The organism is uncultured Methylobacterium sp. (assembly GCF_964251405.1).
GTDB lineage: Bacteria > Pseudomonadota > Alphaproteobacteria > Rhizobiales > Beijerinckiaceae > Methylobacterium.
This window is the reverse complement of record NZ_CAXUJR010000008.1, coordinates 39,102-57,474: the sequence shown is the minus strand read 5'-3', so window position 1 is coordinate 57,474 and position 18,373 is coordinate 39,102. Positions and strand designations below refer to the sequence as shown.

Sequence of the window (18,373 nt, the reverse complement as noted above, 5' to 3'; positions counted from 1 at the left end):
CGGCACGCGCTCGACGATGCGGGTTCCCTGAACCACGATCCCGTTGCCCGCAGCCTGCGCAAGGATCGCGAGCGGCGAGCGGATCCAAAGACGGCTCGACGTGGCGGCCGTATCGTCCATGCCCACTCCTTCGCTGTCGTCGGGACGCCGGAGGACGCCACGGCTCGTGTGATCCACCTAGGCCGGCGACATGCGAGGGCGATGCCATCGTCGATCAGAAACCCTGGAAGGCCAAGTCCGCCGAGGCGGACTTCCTCCCGATGCCGGCTGCGAGTATGGCGCCGTTGCTGACCGTGGCGCATCAGCATCGGGCGCTAATCCGAGCAAAGGCGTAGGCATATCGTCGCCCCGACAGGACGGCGGCATCGTTCTCGCAACGCGCGACAGCCGGGCTCGCCGCAACAGATCCCAGGAGGCACCATGACCCAGTCCTCGTCCCCGAAGGCGCCAGAGGTGCCGGCCGCCTATGTCGCCGCGGCCGCGGCATTGCTCGGGCTGCCGGTCGACCCGGCCTGGGCCGCAAGCGTCGCCGACAACCTCGCCGTGCTGAGGGCGGCGGCCGAGCGCGTCGCGGCCTTTCCCCTGCCCGACGAGGCCGAGGCGGCCCCCGTGTTCGAGGCCTGACATGACCATCGATCCGAGCCTGATGGATGCGCATGCCATCACCCATGCGGTGCGTGACGGGACCTTGAGCACGACAACGGTCGTGACGGCGACACTGGCCCGGATCGCGCGGGTCGACGGCGCCGTGAACGCCTTCACCGACGTGCTTGCCGGGCGCGCAATCGCGAAGGCCGCGGCCATGGACGCCGCCCACGCGCGCGGGGAGGCATTGGGGCCGCTCGCCGGCGTACCCTTTGCGGTCAAGAATCTCATCGACATCGAGGGCCTGCCGACCCGCGCCGGCTCGACGATCAACCGCGATCGTCCGCCCGCCACAAGCGACGGCGCGGTGCTGCGCCGGATGGAGGCGGCCGGCGCCATCCTGGTCGGCGCCCTCAACATGGGCGAGTACGCCTACGACTTCACCGGCGAGAACGTCCATGACGGGGGCACGCGCAACCCGCACGATCTCGGCCACATGTCGGGGGGCTCGTCGGGAGGCTCTGGCGGCGCGGTCGGGGCGGGGCTGGTGCCGATCGCGCTGAGCTCGGACACCAACGGCTCGATCCGCGTGCCCTCGGCCTTCTGCGGCTGCTTCGGGCTCAAGCCCACCTATGGCCGCCTGACCCGGGCCGGCAGCTTCCCCTTCGTCGGCAGCCTCGACCATCTCGGGCCGATGGCCCGAACCGTCGCCGACCTCGCGCTCGCCTATGATGCGATGCAGGGGCCGGACCCGGAGGATGCCGCGACCACGACCCGCGCGCCCGAGCCCGCCATGGCCGGCCTCGACGAGGGTATCGCGGATCTGCGCATCGCCGTGGCCGGTGGCTATTTCGCCACCGGCGGCGACCCGGAGGCTTTCGCCGCGGTGGAGGCCATCGCCAAGGCGCTGGACTGCACGCGCCGCATCGAGATCCCGGAGGCAGCCCGCGCCAGGGCGGCGGCCTATCTCATCACCGCCGCCGAGGGCGCCGCCCTCCACCTCGACCGGCTGCGCAGCCGCGCGGGCGATTTCGACCCGGCCGTCCGCGACCGCCTCATCGCGGGGGCGATGATCCCGGCGCCCTGGGTCGAGCGCGCCCAGCGCTTCCGCCGTTGGTACCGCGCGGCCGTGGCCGACCTGTTCACGCAGGTGGACATCATCCTGGCGCCCTCGACGCCCTGCAGAGCCCCGAGATCCGGCCAGACCCATTTCGTCCTCGACGGCGTGACATTGCCGGTACGGGCCAATATCGGGGTGTTCACGCAACCGATCTCCTTCATCGGCCTCCCGGTGGCGGCGGTGCCGGTGCGGATCGACGATGGATTGCCGCTCGGCGTGCAGGTCATCGCCGCACCCTGGAACGAGGCTCTCGCCCTGAGGGTCGCGCGCCGGTTGGAGAGCGACGGCGTGGTAAGCGCCCCCGTAGCGGAGCTGTGAGCATGATGGTGATCGACGATCCGGGAGTGAAGGCCGAGGTCGAAGCGGCCTTCATGAGCTACGAGGCGGCGCTCAACGCCAATGACGTGCCGGTGCTCGAAGACCTGTTTCGCGACGATCCCCGCACCATCCGATACGGGATCGGCGAGAACCTCTACGGCATGGACGCGATCCGCGCCTTCCGCCGGGCACGCTCGCCGCAAGGCTTGGCCCGGACGATCCACGATACGGTCATCACCACCTACGGCCGCGACACGGCGACCGCCATGACCCTGTTCCGGCGCGAGGGCGTCCCCGGCAAGATCGGCCGTCAAAGCCAGACCTGGCTGCGGTTCGAGGACGGGTGGAAGGTGGTCGCCGCCCATGTCAGCCTGATCGAAGGCTGATCAGCCCCCGGCGGGTTCCTTGCGGGCGACGCGGCGCAGGCGACCGTTACGCTTCTCGTACTCGAACATCGCCGTCTCCAACATCGGCGTCTCGGATAGCGGGGTCTCCAATAGCGGTGTCTTGACCCGGTCTGCATCGCTGGCGAACACCGTCCGAGCCGGGGCGGGCTGGACCTGGCGGGCCAAGGCGGCGCCGATCACGGTACGGTCCCTCGCGATCAGTGCCGCAAGGTCCGCCTCCACCTCGATCACGGCATCGGAACCATCCGTGAACGCTGCGCGCAGGGTCGCGACCGGCGGCTTCGCCTCGAAGGCGCCGAGCCCGAACCCGAGGGCGGAGGCGGCCACGCTCAGGGGCCGGGGAAGCTTTTCGGCCGAGGCCATGGCACCCTGAAGGCCACGCACCAGATCGCCGCTCCAATGCGAGGGAGGATCGATGGCTTCGGGTCCGTCCAGGGCGGACAGGGTCTCGACGCCACGCGTGGTTCCGTCGGGCATCGTGAAGACCCCGTCTTCATAGTCTCCAGCCCCGGCACCGCAGGCGCCGCCCGTGATCCGGATCGCCGTCATCGTCTCGTCCTCACGCGCGAAAATCGTCGTGGTCCACTGGCGTGGCCCACTGGAATGAGCGGCCGATGTGTCCGAACCGGGGCGTCATCACACCGCCCGACGTGCCCGCTCGGCGGAAAAGTTGCGCAGGGCCGCCGCGACGAGGTCGTCGATCTGGGCCGCGCTCTTGGGCTCGCGCAGCACGAGGCTCGTGACCGCATCGGGGTGGTTGCGCCGCTGTTTCGGCGTGCGTGCATGGTTGGAGACGCGCAGGGCGAACTCGCAGCCCTCCGGCTTGAGGTAGACCGAATCGCCCCGGGTGTTGCGGGCGACCTCGACGAAGCCGTGCTCGGAGAGGCGTTCGAGCGCCCGCGCCAGTGCCTGGGCTGGGTTGAGCGGGTTCGAGGCCTCGCGTGGGCGGAAGATCGGGGACATGGGTCCAGAGCTCGATGGCGACACGGACGGGAAGGTCGGGCGGAAGGCTGCGAACCGCAAGCCTCCTACTCCGAGCCTCGGGCGCGACGATCCGCCATAAGCCGCCTCATCATCGATGCGGGTGGCCAGCCTCGTCGACCCGGCTTAGGAGGCCGCATCCCGTGACACCCCCGCCCGCCCTTGCTATGCCGCGCCGCTTGTAGACGGCGCGTGCACCCGGCGCGGTCGTTCCACCGCAGGCCCCGGCTCCACCCGATGAACATCTTCGCCACCTTCGAGGCACGCGTCCGCGAGGCGTTGCAGGCGCTCTCCCGATCCGGGCACCTGCCCGAGGGGCTCGACCTCTCCCGCGTCGTGGTCGAGCCGCCGCGCGATCCCGCCCACGGCGATCTCGCCACCAACGCCGCCCTCGTGCTCGCCAAGGAGGCCAAGGCGAACCCGAAAGCGCTCGGCGAGGCCCTTGCGGCCGAACTGCGCACCGACCCGGGCGTGGTCGAGGCGAGCGTGGCGGGGCCGGGCTTCATCAACCTGCGGCTGGCACCGGGCATCTTCCAGGATGTCGTGCGTGCCGCCCTCGCCGACGGATCGGCCTATGGCCGCGCCGCGATGCCGGGCGGCCCGGTCAACATCGAGTACGTCTCGGCCAACCCGACCGGGCCGATGCATGTCGGCCACGGCCGCGGCGCGGTGTTCGGCGACGCGCTCGCCAACCTCCTCGTCGCCGCAGGCCGGGACGTGACGCGCGAGTACTACATCAACGATGCCGGCGCGCAGGTCGACGTCCTCGCCCGCTCCGCCCACCTGCGCTACCGCGAGGCGCTCGGGCAGGATGTCGGCCCGATGCCCGAGGGGCTCTATCCGGGCGACTACCTCGTGCCCGTCGGGCAGCGTCTCGCCGAGGCTCACGGCGCCGACCTCCTCGACCGGCCCGAGGCCGAGTGGCTGCCGCTGGTGCGGGAGACCGCCATCGCGGCGATGATGGACCTGATCCGCGGCGATCTCGCGCGGCTCGGCATCCACCACGACGTGTTCTTCTCCGAGGCCACGCTGAAGGGCGCCGTCGCCGACCTCCTGGCCGAATTGAGGGAGAAGGGCCTCGTCTACGAGGGCCGGCTGCCGCCGCCCAAGGGCCAGCCGCCCGAGGATTGGGAGGACCGTGAGCAGACCCTGTTCCGCACGGTGGAGTTCGGCGACGACGTCGACCGGCCGCTCCTGAAGTCCGACGGCTCTTACACCTACTTCGCTTCCGACATCGCCTATCACCGCGAAAAATGGCGGCGCGGGGCCACCGACCTCATCGACGTGCTCGGGGCCGACCATGGCGGCTACGTCAAGCGCATGCAGGCGGCGGTGAAGGCCGTGAGCGGCGGGCAGGCCAGCCTCGACGTCAAGCTCTGCCAGCTCGTGCGCCTTCTGCGCGCGGGCGAGCCCGTGAAGATGTCGAAGCGCGCGGGCGAGTTCATCACTCTGGCCGAGGTCGTCGACGAGGTCGGCCGCGACGCCATCCGCTTCATGATGCTCTACCGCAAGAACGACGCGACCCTCGACTTCGACCTCGCCAAGGTGGTGGAGCAATCGAAAGACAATCCGGTCTTCTACGTGCAATATGCGCATGCCCGCTGCGCCTCGGTGTTCCGGCAGGCGAGGGAAGCGATGCCGGGCGAGGACTTTTCGCAAGGCGCCCTGCTCGCCGACGCCGACCTGTCGCTGCTGAACGATCCGGGAGAGGTCGAGATCATGCGTCTCGTCGCCCAGTATCCCCGTGTCGTCGAATCGGCCGCGGCGGCGCATGAGCCGCACCGTGTGGCGTTCTATCTCTACGAACTGGCCAGTTCCCTGCATGGTTTCTGGAACAAGGGCAAAGACTTGCCGCAATTACGGTTTGTTAATCCAACCGACAGAAACTCGACTCGGGCACGATTGGCCCTCGTCGAGGCTTTGCGGGGCGTTCTCGCCTCCGGCCTCGCGATCCTGGGCGTCACCGCGCCGGCCGAGATGCGGTGAGGGTACGCCGCATGTAAAGGAATGCCGCCATGACGCCGAACGCTTCGCGAGCGCCTGTCGACTTCGACGCGTTCGAGCGCGAGCTGCAGCAGCCGGCGCCGCGCGCTGCCCAGCCGAAGGGTGACCCGCTCGCCGAGCTCGCCCGCATCGTCGGACAGGACGATCCCTTCCGCGCCCTGCTCCAGGTGCGCGACGCCCGCGTCGCCGGACAGCAGGCGCCGGTCCAACAGGGCGGCCGTATCGAACCGACCTTCTTCGAGGATGCCCAGGCGAAGGGACGTACGGCGCACCAGGATCAGGCGCAGCACCATCCGCATCAGCCCATCCACGAGGCCGGATACGACCCGGCCTATGGCCACGCGCCGGAGGCCTCGCCGGCCGATGCTTTCAACCAGTACCTCGCCTCGGTGGAGCAGGGCGGGTACGACGCGGAAGGTCATCCGCGCGTCGACGGCCAAGGTCGGCACGAGCAAGGTCACCATGGGGGCGAGCCCGACTTCGTCGACGACGCCACCGCCTACCGCAACGTGTCCGCCGAGAAGCCGCGCCAGCGCAACCGCCTCGTCTCGGTGGGAGCCGGGCTCGGCGTCCTCGTCGTCTGCGTCACCGGCGCGCTGACCTGGCGCAGCCTGCATTCCGGAAGCACCGGTGGCGGCGGCGTCCCCACGATCATGGCCGATCAGGCGCCGCTCAAGATCGCCCCCAAGACCGCGGACGGCGTCGAGATCCCCGATCAGAACAAGCAGATCTACGATCGCAACTCGAAGGAAGGCCAGATCCGCATCGTCAACCGCGAGGAGCAGCCGGTCGACGTCGCCCAGGCGGCCCGCGCCGCACAGCGCCCCGCCGAGAACGGCACCACACCCACAACGGCGACGCCGGGCGCCTCACAGGCTCCCTCGCAAGGCACGCCACAAGGCACCCTGGCCGAGTCCCTCGGCGAGCCGCGCCGGGTCCGCACCGTCTCGGTCAAGCCCGACACGCCGCCTCCGGCCCCGCAGCGCGAAACGCCGGCGCAGCTCGCCGACACGACCCCGTCCTCGGTTCCGGCATCGGTGATCCCCAGCATGGTGATGCCGGGCGCGGGCACCGACGGCACCGCCACCACGGCTTCGCTCCGCCCCCGCACCGCGAAGATCGCGCCGCCGATCGCGACGCCGGCTCCCGAGACCACCGCGGCAGTCGAGGTTCCGCCGGCACCCGCGCCGAAGCCCAAGACGACCCAGAAGGAGACGAGCCAGAAGGTCGCCGCCCTAGCTCCTGAGACCGCGGCCGCGCCGGCCGTCACAACCGGCGCCGTCGGCGGCTTCTCGGTCCAGCTCGGCGTGCGCACCAGCCAGGCCGAGGCCCAGGCCGCCTTCAAGCAGATGCAGGCCAAGTACAGCCAGCTCGGCGGCCAGCCCGCCCTGATCCGGCAGGCCGAGGTCAACGGCAAGACCATCTTCCGCGTCCGCGTCGGGCCGCTGCCCAAGGAAGAGGCGACGAGCCTGTGCAGCCAGCTCCAGGGCGCGGGCGGGCAGTGCTTCGTGGCCAAGAACTGATCGTATCCGAGAACTGGGCGTATCCGAGAACCGAGGATTTCGCCGAGGTTTCGGGCGTCCTTTCGTGAAGTCCCCTCCCGGATACCCGACGCGAGAGCGGACGGTGATCCGGGACCCAGCACGTCAAGCGCCGCCGGTGCGGCTGATTCCACATCCCGCGAGCCTCACGCCCCATGACAACCCGCGCCCTGATCCTCGGCTGTGCCGGCCGCACCCTGTCGGCGGAGGAGACCGCGTTCTTCCGCGAGGTCCGGCCGTGGGGCTTCATCCTGTTCAAGCGCAACATCGGCACGCCCGACGAGGTCCGGGCACTCACCGAGGCCCTGCGCGTAACGATCGGCCGGGCCGATGCGCCGGTCCTGATCGACCAGGAGGGCGGCCGGGTCCAGCGCATGGGGCCGCCGCATTGGCCGTCCTATCCGCCGGGCCGTACCTTCGGACGTCTCGATGGCTCGGCCGCGACGGTGGCGCGGCTCGGAGCCCGCCTGATGGCGCATGACCTGGCGAGCGTGGGCATCAACGTCGATTGCGCGCCCGTCCTCGACGTGCCGGTGGCCGGTGCCCACGACGTGATCGGCGACCGGGCCTACGGCGACCGCGCCGAGGCGGTCGCGGCGATCGGCCGGGCGGTGGCCGAGGGCCTGATGGCGGGGGGCGTGCTGCCGGTGATGAAGCACATCCCCGGCCATGGCCGCGCCGCGTGCGACAGCCACAAGGGCCTGCCCGTCGTCGAGGCCTCGCGGGAGAGCCTGGACGCGCATGATTTCGCGCCCTTCCGCGCGCTCGCAGACCTGCCCATGGCGATGAGCGCCCACGTCGTCTACGCGTCCATCGACGCGTCGCGGCCGGCCACGCAGTCCCGGCGGATGATCGAGGAGGTGATCCGCGCATCGATCGGCTTCGACGGCCTCCTGATGAGCGACGACCTCTCGATGCATGCGCTGACGGGCTCGTTCCGTGACCGCGCGGAGGCCGCCTTCGCGGCCGGCATCGACGTCGCCCTGCATTGCAACGGCGAGATCGCCGAGATGCGCGGCGTGGTCGAGGGTACTCCGGATCTCGCCGGGGATGCCCTGCGCCGGGCCGATGCGGCCCTCGCGCTGCTGCGCCCGGCCTCCGACCTCGACCTGGCGGAAGCCCGCGCCACCTTCGCCAAAGCCCTGGCCCAGGCCGCCTGAACCTGTAGAATCAGTCCGCCATCCCACGGGGATCGGCCCTGCGGCCCTGGCGACTTCTTGTGTTCGGGCAGCGCGATCCTTAGGTTCGCCGCAATCCGATCGCACGAGACGCCGCGGCGTGGGTACAGCCCGCGGCAGGGGAGGTTGCCATGGGCAGCATGAGTATCTGGCACTGGATCATCGTCGCCGGCATCGTGATGCTGTTGTTCGGCCGCGGCAAGATCTCCGACCTGATGGGTGACGTCGCCAAGGGCATCAAGGCCTTCAAGAAGGGCATGGCCGAGGACGAGACGCCTGCGTCTCCGGTTCAGCCCGCCCCTCCGGTGAGCGCGACCGATCCGGTGCGGACGCTGCCGCATCAGGGTGAGCCGGCCACCGCCAACACCGTTGCCGCCGACCGCAAGGTCGGTTGAGGCACGCAACGCACTTTCGCGAGTGGACGGCGTGACGAGGCGGGGGCATAGCGCTCCCGGCGGCGCCGCGACTTGCGGGAGCAGGACTGTCCGGTCACGCCCGCCGTTCGGCGCGAGCCGTGCCGAGGGCCCCACGGGACGATCGACGCCATGTTCGACATGAGTTGGGGCGAGGTGATGCTGATCGGCGGCATCGCGCTGATCGTCATCGGCCCGAAGGACCTGCCCAAGGCCCTCCGCACCGTCGGCCAGGTGACCGGCAAGATGCGGCGCATGGCCGGCGAGTTCCAGTACCAGTTCAAGGAAGCCGTGCGCGAGGCCGAGCTCGACGAGGTCCGAAAGGACGTCGACGGCATCAAGCGGTCGACCGGGACGATGGGCCCGGTCTTCGATCCCGTGCAGGCCATACGCAACGAGATCAAGGACGCGGTCGAGGGCCGGCCTGCACAGTCGAGCACACAGCCCCTGGCCAACGTGGCGGCGCAACTCTCGGCCGAGGAGAGTGCGACCCCTCCGGCCGACCCGGCGCCCGAGACGCCGCAAGGCGACGGGGCATCGTCCTTCCCGGCACCCACTTTCGGCGACCCGGTCGAGCCGCCGCGGCCATCCTCCCCGGCCCGGGGGGCATGACGATGAGCACCACCAACGACGAGGCCGACATCGAGTCCTCGCGCGCGCCGCTGATCGAGCACCTCATCGAGTTGCGGTCGCGACTGATCAAGTCGCTCGCCGCCTTCATCGTGATGTTCTTCGTGTGCTTCTTCTTCTCGAAGCACATCTACAACATCCTGGTCTATCCCTACGTGAGCATCGTCGGGGCAGCCAACGCCAAGCTGATCGCGACCCATTTCCTCGAACAGGTCTTCACCAACATCAAGCTCAGCGTCTTCGGGGCCGGCTTCCTCGCCTTCCCGGTGATCGCGACGCAGGTCTACGCCTTCGTGGCGCCGGGCCTCTACAAGAACGAGCGCAAGGCCTTCATGCCCTATCTCGTGGCCACGCCGATCTTCTTCATCCTCGGCGCGCTGGTGGTGTTCTTCCTCGCGATGCCGCTGCTCATCCAGTTCTCGGTGAGCCTGCAGCAGATCGGTGAGCCGGGGGAGGCGACGATCTCGCTCCTGCCGAAGGTCGACGAGTACCTCTCGCTGATCATGACGCTGATCTTCGCCTTCGGCCTTGCCTTCCAGCTCCCCGTGATCCTGACGCTGCTCGGTCAGATCGGCGTCATCGATACGGCGTTTCTTCGCGAGAAGCGCCGCTACGCCATCGTGCTGGTGTTCGTGGCCGCCGCGGTCCTCACGCCTCCCGACGTGATCTCGCAGCTCTCGCTCGCCTTGCCGATGTTGCTGCTCTACGAGGTCTCGATCTTCTCCGTGAGCCATGTCGAGCGCCGCCGCGCAGAGAAGCGCAAGGCGGAAGGTCTGGACCCATAGGGAACCCTCGTCCCTTCGGCGAGCCGACGAGGGCTTTCCCAGGCGACCGAAGCGTCAGGGAGCCGTCTTCCCGTTGGCCGCCTGCTGGTTCACGTCGGGAACCCGAGTCCAGGTCTGCGACCCGCACAGCACCTTGAGAAGGCATCCCGAGACGCTGAGCTCCGAGCTGCTTTCGCGCTCCAGGCTGACCTGATAAGTCTTGCCTTCCTCGACATTGTAGATGTCGCCCGAGAACTTGGTGTCGTCGGGCTTCAGGCCTTCCAGGAGCGGCAGGCCGAGCACGGGCCGGGTGCGCTTCTTCGGGTCGGGGTTCTTGAGGTCCGTGCGGGGTGCACCAGTCTCGGTGGTCGCGACCTTGAGCCAGACGACCTTGCCGCAGACCTGGACGGCACCGGGGCCGCAGCGGTCGATACGGATCTTGGCGCGGCCGTCCCCGGTGAGCCAGGTCCCCGATGGATCCTGGGCGGGAGCGGCCTGGGCGGCACCGAGGCCGGAGAGGAGGAGGGCGGCTGTCAGAGCGGCGCGCATGGCTCGGATCTCCTTGTGAGGTGAGGGCCGGCAACCTTCGGAACAGGCTGCCGTCGTCGCCCGTGAGGAAAGCGTCGCTTTCAGGCGATTTTTCGGCGGTGTTGCGTTCCTGCCATGATGATAGGGTTTTCGTCGGCGGGTTGAGGGTCCCGGACTCGCCGGCTATAAGCCCGGCGCCGAAGCCGTTTTCGGCTGACCGACCAGAACCGGACCGACCATGGCCACCGAGCGCACCTTCTCCATCCTGAAGCCCGACGCGACCAAGCGGAACCTCACCGGTTCCGTCAACGCGCTGATCGAGAAGGCGGGCCTGCGCATCGTCGGCCAGCGCCGCATCCAGATGAGCCGCGAGCAGGCCGAGACGTTCTACGGAATCCACAAGGAGCGCCCGTTCTTCGGAGAGCTCGTCGCGTTCATGACCTCCGGCCCGGTCGTGGTGCAGGTGCTCGAAGGCGACAACGCGGTGGCGAAGTATCGCGAGATTATGGGCGCCACCAACCCGGCCCAGGCTGCCGAGGGCACCATCCGCAAGACCTTCTCGGAATCCGTCGGCGAGAACACCGTCCACGGTTCGGACAGCGCCGAGAATGCCGCGATGGAGATCGCGCAGTTCTTCCAAGACGGCGACATCGTCGGCTGAGCGCCACCTGCGGCGCGCCACTTGCCGCGAAGGTGTGGCTGCGCAGCCCTTGCGCGATGGCAGGCCGGCGCGTGAAAGCGGATCGTTGAACGATCCCGCCCCACCGACCCGGACATCTTCCATGCGCACCACCAACCCGCGCACCGGCCGCCTCATCCTGGCGGCCGGCCTGCTCTCCCTCCTTGCCGCCTGCAACTCCACGAAGACCGGCCCCACCGCCGCGCTCGAAGGCTACACGCCCGATCCGGCGCTCAAGACCGCCTCGCCGCGCAACCTCGCGGGCCGCGTGCGCTACGCCTGCACGGTGACGCAGGGGCGCCTCCAAAGCGTGCCCGAGGCGTCGCTCGCCCGTCCCTGCGGCTGCTACGCCGACAGGACGCTGGCCTCCCTCGACAGGGGCGAGATCGAGTCCTACCGGTCCACCGGCTATTTCAACGATTCCGCCAAGGCCAAGGCGCTGGCCGCGCTGGACGCATGCCAGCTGCCGCGCCCGGCCTGAGCGCCACTCCCTTCCCGCACCCGAGTCGGGCTTGCCCGACTTGGACACCAAAAGCACGGATCTCGGGCGAGCCCGAGATCTGATGGCGGAGGAGAGGCGCGCGCTGAACAGGCGTTGCGTGAAGCAGGGGATTGTCTTCGCTCGCGAAGGTCCCGCGTGGTCGATCGTACCTTGCCTTCCGCGAACCGCGGAAGAGATCGGTCGCTCGTGCCGTCACCGCACGGTCATGCGGATGGCGTACCGGCGCAAGGGTCAGGCACCCGCCTCCCCGTGACCGAAGACCCCCATGACGCGCGCAGCCCGGGCCATCCGCCGCGAGACCAGCCTCGGGCTGACCGGTGCCGTCCACCGCAACGCCCCGCTCTCGCGGGCCGGCCTCTCCGAGCGGCTGTTCACGCTCGCCTTCAGCGGCCTCGTCTATCCCCAGATCTGGGAGGATCCGGTGGTGGACATGGATGCACTGGCGCTCGGGCCGCAGGACCATGTCGTCGCCATCGCGTCAGGCGGCTGCAATGTCCTCTCCTACCTCACCGCCGATCCCGCCCGAATCAGCGCGGTCGATCTCAATGGTGCCCACGTGGCGCTCGGGCGCCTCAAGCTCGCGGGGCTGCAGGCGCTGCCCGACCACGAGTGCTTCTTCCGGTTCTTCGGCCGCACCGACGCGCCAGAGAACATCACGGCCTACGATACCCTGATCCGGCCGCGCCTCGACCCGGTCTCGCGTGCCTATTGGGAAGCCAAGGGACTGACCGGCCGCCGCCGCATCGCGGTCTTCGCCAGGGACTTCTACCGAACCGGCCTGCTCGGGCGCTTCATCGGTGCCGGCCACCGGCTCGCGCGGCTCTACGGCCACGATCTCTCCGCAGTCCTGAAGGCCCGGACCCTCGCCGAGCAGCGTAGCGCGTTCGAGGCCGAGATCGCGCCGCTCTTCGACAAGGCCTTCGTGCGCTGGCTGATCGGAAAGCCGGCCTCGCTCTACGGCCTCGGCATCCCGCCCGCACAGTACGGGGCGCTCGCCAAGGACAGGCCGGGCGGCATGGTCGCGGTCCTGCGCCACCGGATGGAGCGGCTGGCCTGCGACGTCGAGGTCCGGTCGAACTACTTCGCCTGGCAGGCCTTCGGCCGCCGCTACGACCCCGCCCCCGACGCCGCCCTGCCGCCCTACCTGCAGGCGGCGAATTTCGAGATCGTGCGCGAACGCGCCGGCCGGGTGCGTTACCAGCAGCAATCGATGACGGCCTTCCTCGCCGCGAGCCCCAAGTCCAGCGCCGACGCCTACGTGCTCCTCGACGCGCAGGACTGGATGATGGATGCCGACCTCACCGCCCTGTGGACGCAGATCACCCGCACGGCGCGGCCAGGCGCCCGGGTCATCTTCCGCACGGCGGCCGACGAGCGCTGCCTGCCCGGCCGGGTGCCGGATGCGATCCTGAACGCCTGGACCTACGCGGAGGCCGAGAGCCGCGCCTACTGCGCCCGCGACCGCTCCGCGATCTATGGCGGCTTCCACCTCTACCGGCTCGCCGCATGAGCGCGGCCGCGCAAGCGATGGACCGGATGTACCGGCGCCAGCGCCACATCTACGACGCCAGCCGCAAGTTCTACCTGCTCGGTCGCGACGCGGCGATCGACGCCCTGGCGCCACCGCGCGGGGGCAGCGTGCTCGAGATCGGCTGCGGCACCGGGCGCAACCTCGTGCGCATCGCCCGCACCTATCCGGAGGCACGATGCTTCGGCCTCGACGTCTCGGCGGCGATGCTCGACACGGCGGGCCGAGCCGTCGCCAGGGCGGGGCTATCGTCCCGCATCCGGCTCGCCTGCGCGGACGCCACGGATTTCTCGCCCCAAGCCCTGTTCGGCCGGTCTGGCTTCGACCGGATCGTGATCTCCTACGCCCTGTCGATGATCCCGCCCTGGGAGGCCGTGCTCGACGAGGCCGCCGGGCATCTCAACGTCGGCGGCACCCTTCAGGTCGTCGATTTCGGCGGCCAGGCCGGCTTGCCGAGGCCATTCCGGGAGGCTCTGAACCGCTGGCTCGCCGCCTTCTCGGTGACGCCGCGCGGGACGCTTCCCCTCGCCCTTGCCGAGACCGCCGCGGCGCGGGGCCTGAGCTGCGCGGTCCATCAACGCTACCGCGGCTACGCAGTGCACGGCATCCTGTGCCGTCAAGCCTCCTCGGCCCAGTCCGCGAGCGTGCCGGCGGCGATCTGATCGACCGCGTGGCGGTGGCCGATGGCGGCCGTCGTCGCGTGCGAGGACCAGGCCCGGAGGTCGATGCCGGCGAGCGGGGGCCGCAGCATGGCGGCGGCATGATGGGAGGCCAGCGCCGTCTGCGCGTCGCTGGACACCGTGGCCGCCCGCAGGAGCAGCTGGGCGATGCCCGGGGTTTCCTGGGGTGCGCCGAGCCATTGCCGCAGCATCCGTCCGCGCCAGTTCCGCATCGGAACGGTCTGGAAGGCGAGGTCGCTGGCCACGTCGACGCCGAGCACCGGCCCGCGCTGGCGCGCCGCCATGACGTCCACGGGCAGATTGTTCATCATGCCGCCATCCACCAGGATGCCGTCGGGCGTACAGACCGGCGGCAGCAGGCCGGGGATCGCGATGCTGGCGCGCAGGGCCGTGACGAGGTCGCCCTTATCGTGCACCATCGCGGTCCCGGTGGTGAGGTTCGACGAGACGCAGAAGAACGGCAGCCACAGGTCCTCGATCCGCACGCCCGCGAAAGTGCGGGCGAGGCCCTCGTCGACCTTGGTGCCCCGGGTCAGCGCCAGGACGGGCAGGGTGTAGTCGTTGAGCGGGTTGCGGGAGACGAAGGAGGCCACCGTCTCGTCAAGGATGCGCTCCTGGCTCCATCCCATTGCCAGACTCGCGGCCACGATGGCGCCCATGCTGGTCCCGCCCACCGCATCGATGGGCAGGCCCGCCTCCTCGAGGGCCCGGATCACGCCGAGATGGGCAAAGCCCCTGGCGCCGCCGCCGCCGAGCACGACGGCACGGGCGCAGCCGCTGGCGAGCCTGGCGAGGCGGCCGAGATCGGCGGCGTGTCCCGGCCGCACATGGATGCGCATCGAGACCGGCACGTCCGAGAACACCGGATGGGCCGGGCGCGGCAGCACCGCGTCGGCCGCCTGCACCACGACGAGGTCATGCCGGACCCAGTCCGAGGGAGTGCGCGCCGCGAAGTCGACGCAGGCGGGCTTGGGCGGCCGGCCGGCTTCGGCCAGGAGCAGGACGTGATCCGAGCGGCGCAGGCACAGCCGGGTCCAGGCGCTGCCGGGCTCGTCGGCGAGGTAGACGACGCGGTCGTGCCCGCTCTCGAAGCGGTGGAACCAGGTCTCGTCCGCCTCCTCCGGCCAGGCATCGAGATAGCCGATCCCGCCGGTGAGCGCCCGGGCGAAGCCGTGCGCCACCTCATCGACGAAGGCACCCTCGGTGACGGGCAGGACGGTGAAGGTGCGGGGCGCGTTGTCGAGCACCGGCGCATCGTCGGCCCGACGCAGCCGGTCGGCCAGCAGGCGCGTGAAGTAGAGCATGGTCGAGGGGTGGCGCTCGACCAATTCCGCGAAGGCATCGCGGCTCAGGCGGTAGAGATGGGAATCGCGCAAGGCCGTCGCGGTGGCCGAGCGCGGCCCTTCCGAGAGCAGGGCCATCTCCCCCACCGTCACGGGCGGGCCCAGGCGGGCCACGCGCCGGATCGCGCCCGTCTGTCGATCGCGCCGCGAGATACCGATCGCGCCCGACGCCAAGGTGTAGAGGGCGTCGGCCTCGTCTCCCTCGTGAAACAGGGTTCGGCCGCCGGCCACGACCACGGAGGCAAGCCGATCGCGCATGGCCTGGGCGGCGTCCTCGTCGAGGGACCTCAGGAACGGGATATCGGGTTCTTCCATCCGCGCGTTTCCGGTCTGGGCGCCTCTCAGGCCGAGCCGTGGGGCACCCTTGGAAAGGAAGGCTGCCCTACGAAGGTTGCGCCAGGATGGTCAGGCGATGCCGTCGATCCGCAAACGCAGGGATTTCGGGCCACGCAAGGACGCGCCGTCGCGGTAGGGCGGCGGATCGTCGATCAGCCGCGGGTTGACGAGACGGCGGGCCAGGGTGACGAGGGCGACGTCGCCCTCGATCCGGGCCAGGGGCGCGCCGAGGCAGTAATGCAGGCTGCCGCCGAAGCCGAAATGCTGGTTGTCGGGGCGGTCGGGGTCGAAGCGATCGGGATCGGGAAAGCGGTCGGCGTCGCGATTGGCCGCCGCGAAGAGCAGGACGACGGCCGCATCCTTGGGGATGACCTGACCGGAGATCGGGATATCGGCCAGCGCCTTGCGGGTCCGGAAATGCACCGGCGGCTCGAAGCGAAGCAGTTCCTCGATCAGCCGGGGCGCACGCTCGGGATCGTGTTTCAGGCGTTCCATCTCGTCGGGGTGGCGCAGCAGGGTGAGCATCCCGTTGGTGATGAGGTTCACCGTGGTCTCGTGGCCGGCGACCAGGAGCAGGATCGACGTGGCGATGAGGTCGAAATCGCCCATCGCGCCGGCCTTCGTCTTGGCGGCGAGCCCGCTCAGCATGTCGTCCTGGGGTTTGCGGCGCTTCTCCTTGATCAGGCCCTTCATGTAGTCGGAGATGGTGTCGAAGGTCCTGCGGTTCTCGGCCTGGGTCTCCTCGTCGTGTCGGGCATCGGGTTCGAGGGCGGTGGCGAGCTGTGTCGCCCAGCCCTGGAAGCGCGGCTCGTCCTCGCGCGGCACACCCAGCATCTCGCAGATGATCGTGACGGGGAGCGGATAGGCGAGGTCGTCGACGACGCAGATCTCGTCGCGTCCCCGGCACTTGTCGAGCAATTCGCCGACGAGACTCTCCGTGCGCGCCTTCATCCCGTGGACCCGCTCGGGCGTGAACTGGGTCATGACGATGTTGCGCAGGGAATCGTGGTCCGGCGGATCGCGGAAGATCAGCGGCCGGTGCCGGCTGACGATCTCGTCCTTGATCGGCCGCAGGATCCAGTCCTTCAGCGGGTTGCCGGTGGGCGGGCTGTGGGCCGGCGGCAGGTCGGCCGAGCTGATGCGCGGATCGAACAGCAAAGCCCGGATCGCCGCATGGGAGCTCACGAGATAGCTGCCGTCGTCCTGGCGCGTCACCGGATGGCCGCGCAGGCGCGCATAGAGCGGGTAGGGGTCGGCGCGATTGGACGGGTCCTTGATCTGCGCGAACAGGGTGGGATCAGCCATCAGGCCTTGTCCTTGGCGGGATCGGCGGGCCAGGCCGGGTCGAGCGTGGCGAGGCGGGCGGGTTGGTCGAGGGCGCCTTCGATCGGCGGGAACGGCGCGCCGGCCGCAATGGCCTCGACATAGGCGGGAAGCCACCGGGCGCAGTCCACGGACAGGGCCGCGATCGTCCGCCCGGCGCGGCCGTAGACGGCCACGAAGCGGCGCTCCTTGAGCGATCCCTGCACGAAGGCGAGGCTTTCGGCGCCTTCGGTGAGGCCTACGAGCTTGATGTTGAGGCCGAACTGGCTCGACCAGAAGGTCGGCATCTCGGCGAAGGCCGGCTGCCCGGCATCGCCGAGAGCCAGGGCACGGCCGACATAGGCGCCCTGGGCCGCCGCGTTGCCCCAATGTTCGAGGCGCACCGGGCGGTCCTCGTAGAGGGGATGCGGCCACAGGGCGACGTCGCCGGCTGCGCGGATCTCCGGCCGGAAGGCGCTGGATTCGTCCCGCACGCGGCAATGGCCGTCGCAGACGAGGCCACCCGCTTCGAGGACGAGTCCCGATCCCTTGAGCCAGCCGGTATTGGGCACGGCGCCGAGCGCGACGATCACGACCTGCGCCGAAATCCTGCTTCCGTCCCCGAGGGTGGCGCCCGCGACCCGGCCGGTCCCGTCCGCGTCGAGCGATCGCACACGCGCGTTCGACCGGACCTCCACCCCCGACGCCTTGATCCTGTCAACGAGGAAGCCCGAGACCACGAGACCGAGGACCTTGGCGAGGGGCGCGGGCATCGGGTCGATCATCGTCACAGCGAGGTCGAGGTCGCGGCACACCGAGGCCGCCTCGCAGCCGATGAAGCCGCCGCCGACGATCAGCACCCGTTCCGGCCGGGCCGCGAGCGCCTCCCGCAGGGCAGCGGCATCGTCGCGGCCGCGCAGGGTGAAGACGCCTTCGAGCGAGGCCTGCGCCGGATCGTGCCAGGGCCGCGCCGCGGTGCCGGTCGTGATGAGGAGCCGATCGTAGGCCACCCGCACTCCGTCCGTGAGGACGACCTCCCGGGCGCTCGTATCGAGGGCGGTGGCGGCCCGGCCGAGGCGCCACTCGGCGTCGAGGGCCACGAGGTTGGGCAGCGTCGTCGCATCAGAGCCAAGTTCCCCGGCGATGACGTGCTTAGACAGGGGCGGTCGATCGTAGGGGGCATGCGGCTCGTCGCCGACGATGGTCAGGGGGCCGCGATGCCCGGCCCGGCGCAGGGCCTCGGCCCCGCGCAGGCCGGCCAGCGAGGCGCCGACCACGACGACGCGGTCACCCTGTCCGGCGCTCATCGGTCGGTGCCGGCGGCGGGCTCGTCCACCTCGAGGCTGATCGCGCGAACCGGGCACGACTGGACCGCCCGCTCGATCCGGCCCCGGTCCTCGGGCTTCGGGGAGGGATCGTAGAACAGGATCTCGGCTCCGCGCAGCTCGAAGCTCTCGGGGGCGGCATAGCAGCACTGGGCATAAGCCTGGCAGCGGTTCAGATCGACGACGACGCGCATCTCACTCGTTTCCGG

At 70.1% G+C, this 18,373-nt stretch carries 20 protein-coding genes; 13 read left to right on the top strand and 7 right to left on the bottom strand.

The genetic code is table 11. The annotated features are described in order from the left end of the window. Nucleotides 1-420 precede the first annotated feature (420 nt). The 3 genes from ACFE7U_RS03035 to hpxZ are packed head-to-tail and all read left to right on the top strand — an operon-like array spanning nucleotide 421 to nucleotide 2,409. The gene (locus tag ACFE7U_RS03035; protein WP_375408251.1) at nucleotides 421-624 is read left to right on the top strand and encodes a DUF4089 domain-containing protein; all 204 of its coding nucleotides are present in this window, start codon (nucleotides 421-423) and stop codon (nucleotides 622-624) included. Nucleotide 625: 1 nt separating this feature from the next. Next, a complete protein-coding gene (locus ACFE7U_RS03030; RefSeq protein ID WP_375408250.1) occupies nucleotides 626-2,023 on the top strand; it encodes an AtzE family amidohydrolase in 1,398 nt (465 codons plus the stop codon). Nucleotides 2,024-2,028: 5 nt separating this feature from the next. Further along, nucleotides 2,029-2,409: an oxalurate catabolism protein HpxZ gene (gene hpxZ / locus ACFE7U_RS03025; RefSeq protein WP_375408256.1), complete on the top strand. Its 381-nt coding sequence runs from the start codon at nucleotides 2,029-2,031 to the stop codon at nucleotides 2,407-2,409. On the opposite strand, the gene ACFE7U_RS03020 is transcribed toward hpxZ, so the two are convergent. Beyond that, entirely contained in the window at nucleotides 2,410-2,979 is a 570-nt protein-coding gene (locus ACFE7U_RS03020; RefSeq protein WP_375408249.1) for a hypothetical protein, read from the bottom strand. Nucleotides 2,980-3,066: 87 nt separating this feature from the next. Then, the gene (locus ACFE7U_RS03015) at nucleotides 3,067-3,393 is read right to left on the bottom strand and encodes a hypothetical protein (RefSeq protein WP_375408248.1); all 327 of its coding nucleotides are present in this window, start codon (nucleotides 3,391-3,393) and stop codon (nucleotides 3,067-3,069) included. A gap of 255 nt (nucleotides 3,394-3,648) precedes the next feature. Between ACFE7U_RS03015 and argS the strand changes: the two genes are divergently transcribed. The 6 genes from argS to tatC all read left to right on the top strand — a co-directional run bounded on the left by argS (nucleotide 3,649) and on the right by tatC (nucleotide 9,962). Next, a complete protein-coding gene (gene argS, locus ACFE7U_RS03010) occupies nucleotides 3,649-5,397 on the top strand; it encodes an arginine--tRNA ligase (protein ID WP_375408247.1) in 1,749 nt (582 codons plus the stop codon). Nucleotides 5,398-5,426: 29 nt separating this feature from the next. Further along, the gene (locus tag ACFE7U_RS03005; protein ID WP_375408246.1) at nucleotides 5,427-6,938 is read left to right on the top strand and encodes an SPOR domain-containing protein; all 1,512 of its coding nucleotides are present in this window, start codon (nucleotides 5,427-5,429) and stop codon (nucleotides 6,936-6,938) included. A 173-nt stretch (nucleotides 6,939-7,111) separates the two neighbouring features. Next, nucleotides 7,112-8,116, top strand: coding sequence for a beta-N-acetylhexosaminidase (nagZ, locus tag ACFE7U_RS03000; RefSeq protein WP_375408245.1), 1,005 nt, complete (start codon nucleotides 7,112-7,114; stop codon nucleotides 8,114-8,116). Nucleotides 8,117-8,265: 149 nt separating this feature from the next. After that, nucleotides 8,266-8,529, top strand: a complete 264-nt coding sequence (locus ACFE7U_RS02995) for a twin-arginine translocase TatA/TatE family subunit (RefSeq protein WP_375408244.1) — start codon at nucleotides 8,266-8,268, stop codon at nucleotides 8,527-8,529. 150 nt (nucleotides 8,530-8,679) lie between these two features. Next, the gene (gene tatB / locus ACFE7U_RS02990; protein WP_375408243.1) at nucleotides 8,680-9,159 is read left to right on the top strand and encodes a Sec-independent protein translocase protein TatB; all 480 of its coding nucleotides are present in this window, start codon (nucleotides 8,680-8,682) and stop codon (nucleotides 9,157-9,159) included. 2 nt (nucleotides 9,160-9,161) lie between these two features. Then, entirely contained in the window at nucleotides 9,162-9,962 is an 801-nt protein-coding gene (tatC, locus tag ACFE7U_RS02985) for a twin-arginine translocase subunit TatC (RefSeq protein ID WP_375408242.1), read from the top strand. Between the two features lie 54 nt (nucleotides 9,963-10,016). Here the strand turns inward: tatC and ACFE7U_RS02980 are convergent, their stop codons facing one another. Next, nucleotides 10,017-10,490 (bottom strand): DUF2147 domain-containing protein, encoded by a 474-nt coding sequence (locus tag ACFE7U_RS02980; RefSeq protein WP_375408241.1) that lies wholly within the window; start codon nucleotides 10,488-10,490, stop codon nucleotides 10,017-10,019. 217 nt (nucleotides 10,491-10,707) lie between these two features. On the opposite strand from ACFE7U_RS02980, the gene ndk reads away from it, so the two are divergent. The 4 genes from ndk (at nucleotide 10,708) to ACFE7U_RS02960 (ending at nucleotide 13,840) form a co-directional block, all read left to right on the top strand. Then, nucleotides 10,708-11,130, top strand: coding sequence for a nucleoside-diphosphate kinase (gene ndk / locus ACFE7U_RS02975; RefSeq protein ID WP_375408240.1), 423 nt, complete (start codon nucleotides 10,708-10,710; stop codon nucleotides 11,128-11,130). A gap of 121 nt (nucleotides 11,131-11,251) precedes the next feature. Further along, nucleotides 11,252-11,629, top strand: coding sequence for a hypothetical protein (locus ACFE7U_RS02970; RefSeq protein ID WP_375408239.1), 378 nt, complete (start codon nucleotides 11,252-11,254; stop codon nucleotides 11,627-11,629). A gap of 286 nt (nucleotides 11,630-11,915) precedes the next feature. Beyond that, entirely contained in the window at nucleotides 11,916-13,160 is a 1,245-nt protein-coding gene (locus ACFE7U_RS02965) for a DUF3419 family protein (protein ID WP_375408238.1), read from the top strand. After that, nucleotides 13,157-13,840 (top strand): class I SAM-dependent methyltransferase, encoded by a 684-nt coding sequence (locus tag ACFE7U_RS02960; protein ID WP_375408237.1) that lies wholly within the window; start codon nucleotides 13,157-13,159, stop codon nucleotides 13,838-13,840. The genes ACFE7U_RS02965 and ACFE7U_RS02960 overlap by 4 nt, the downstream gene beginning before the upstream one ends. Here ACFE7U_RS02960 and ACFE7U_RS02955 read toward each other — a convergent pair. From ACFE7U_RS02955 to ACFE7U_RS02940, 4 genes are all read right to left on the bottom strand, one after another. Next, nucleotides 13,795-15,516, bottom strand: coding sequence for a patatin-like phospholipase family protein (locus tag ACFE7U_RS02955; RefSeq protein WP_375408236.1), 1,722 nt, complete (start codon nucleotides 15,514-15,516; stop codon nucleotides 13,795-13,797). The genes ACFE7U_RS02960 and ACFE7U_RS02955 overlap by 46 nt on opposite strands. A 90-nt stretch (nucleotides 15,517-15,606) precedes the next feature. Continuing rightward, nucleotides 15,607-16,842, bottom strand: a complete 1,236-nt coding sequence (locus tag ACFE7U_RS02950) for a cytochrome P450 (protein ID WP_375408235.1) — start codon at nucleotides 16,840-16,842, stop codon at nucleotides 15,607-15,609. Continuing rightward, nucleotides 16,842-18,146 carry an NAD(P)/FAD-dependent oxidoreductase gene (locus ACFE7U_RS02945; RefSeq protein ID WP_375408234.1) on the bottom strand — a complete coding sequence of 435 codons (1,305 nt, stop codon included), beginning with the start codon at nucleotides 18,144-18,146 and terminating at the stop codon, nucleotides 16,842-16,844. The genes ACFE7U_RS02950 and ACFE7U_RS02945 overlap by 1 nt, the downstream gene beginning before the upstream one ends. Continuing rightward, on the bottom strand, nucleotides 18,143-18,358 hold the full coding sequence (locus ACFE7U_RS02940; protein WP_375408233.1) for a ferredoxin: 216 nt from the start codon (nucleotides 18,356-18,358) through the stop codon (nucleotides 18,143-18,145). Before ACFE7U_RS02940 ends, ACFE7U_RS02945 begins: the two co-directional genes overlap by 4 nt. Nucleotides 18,359-18,373 lie beyond the last annotated feature (15 nt).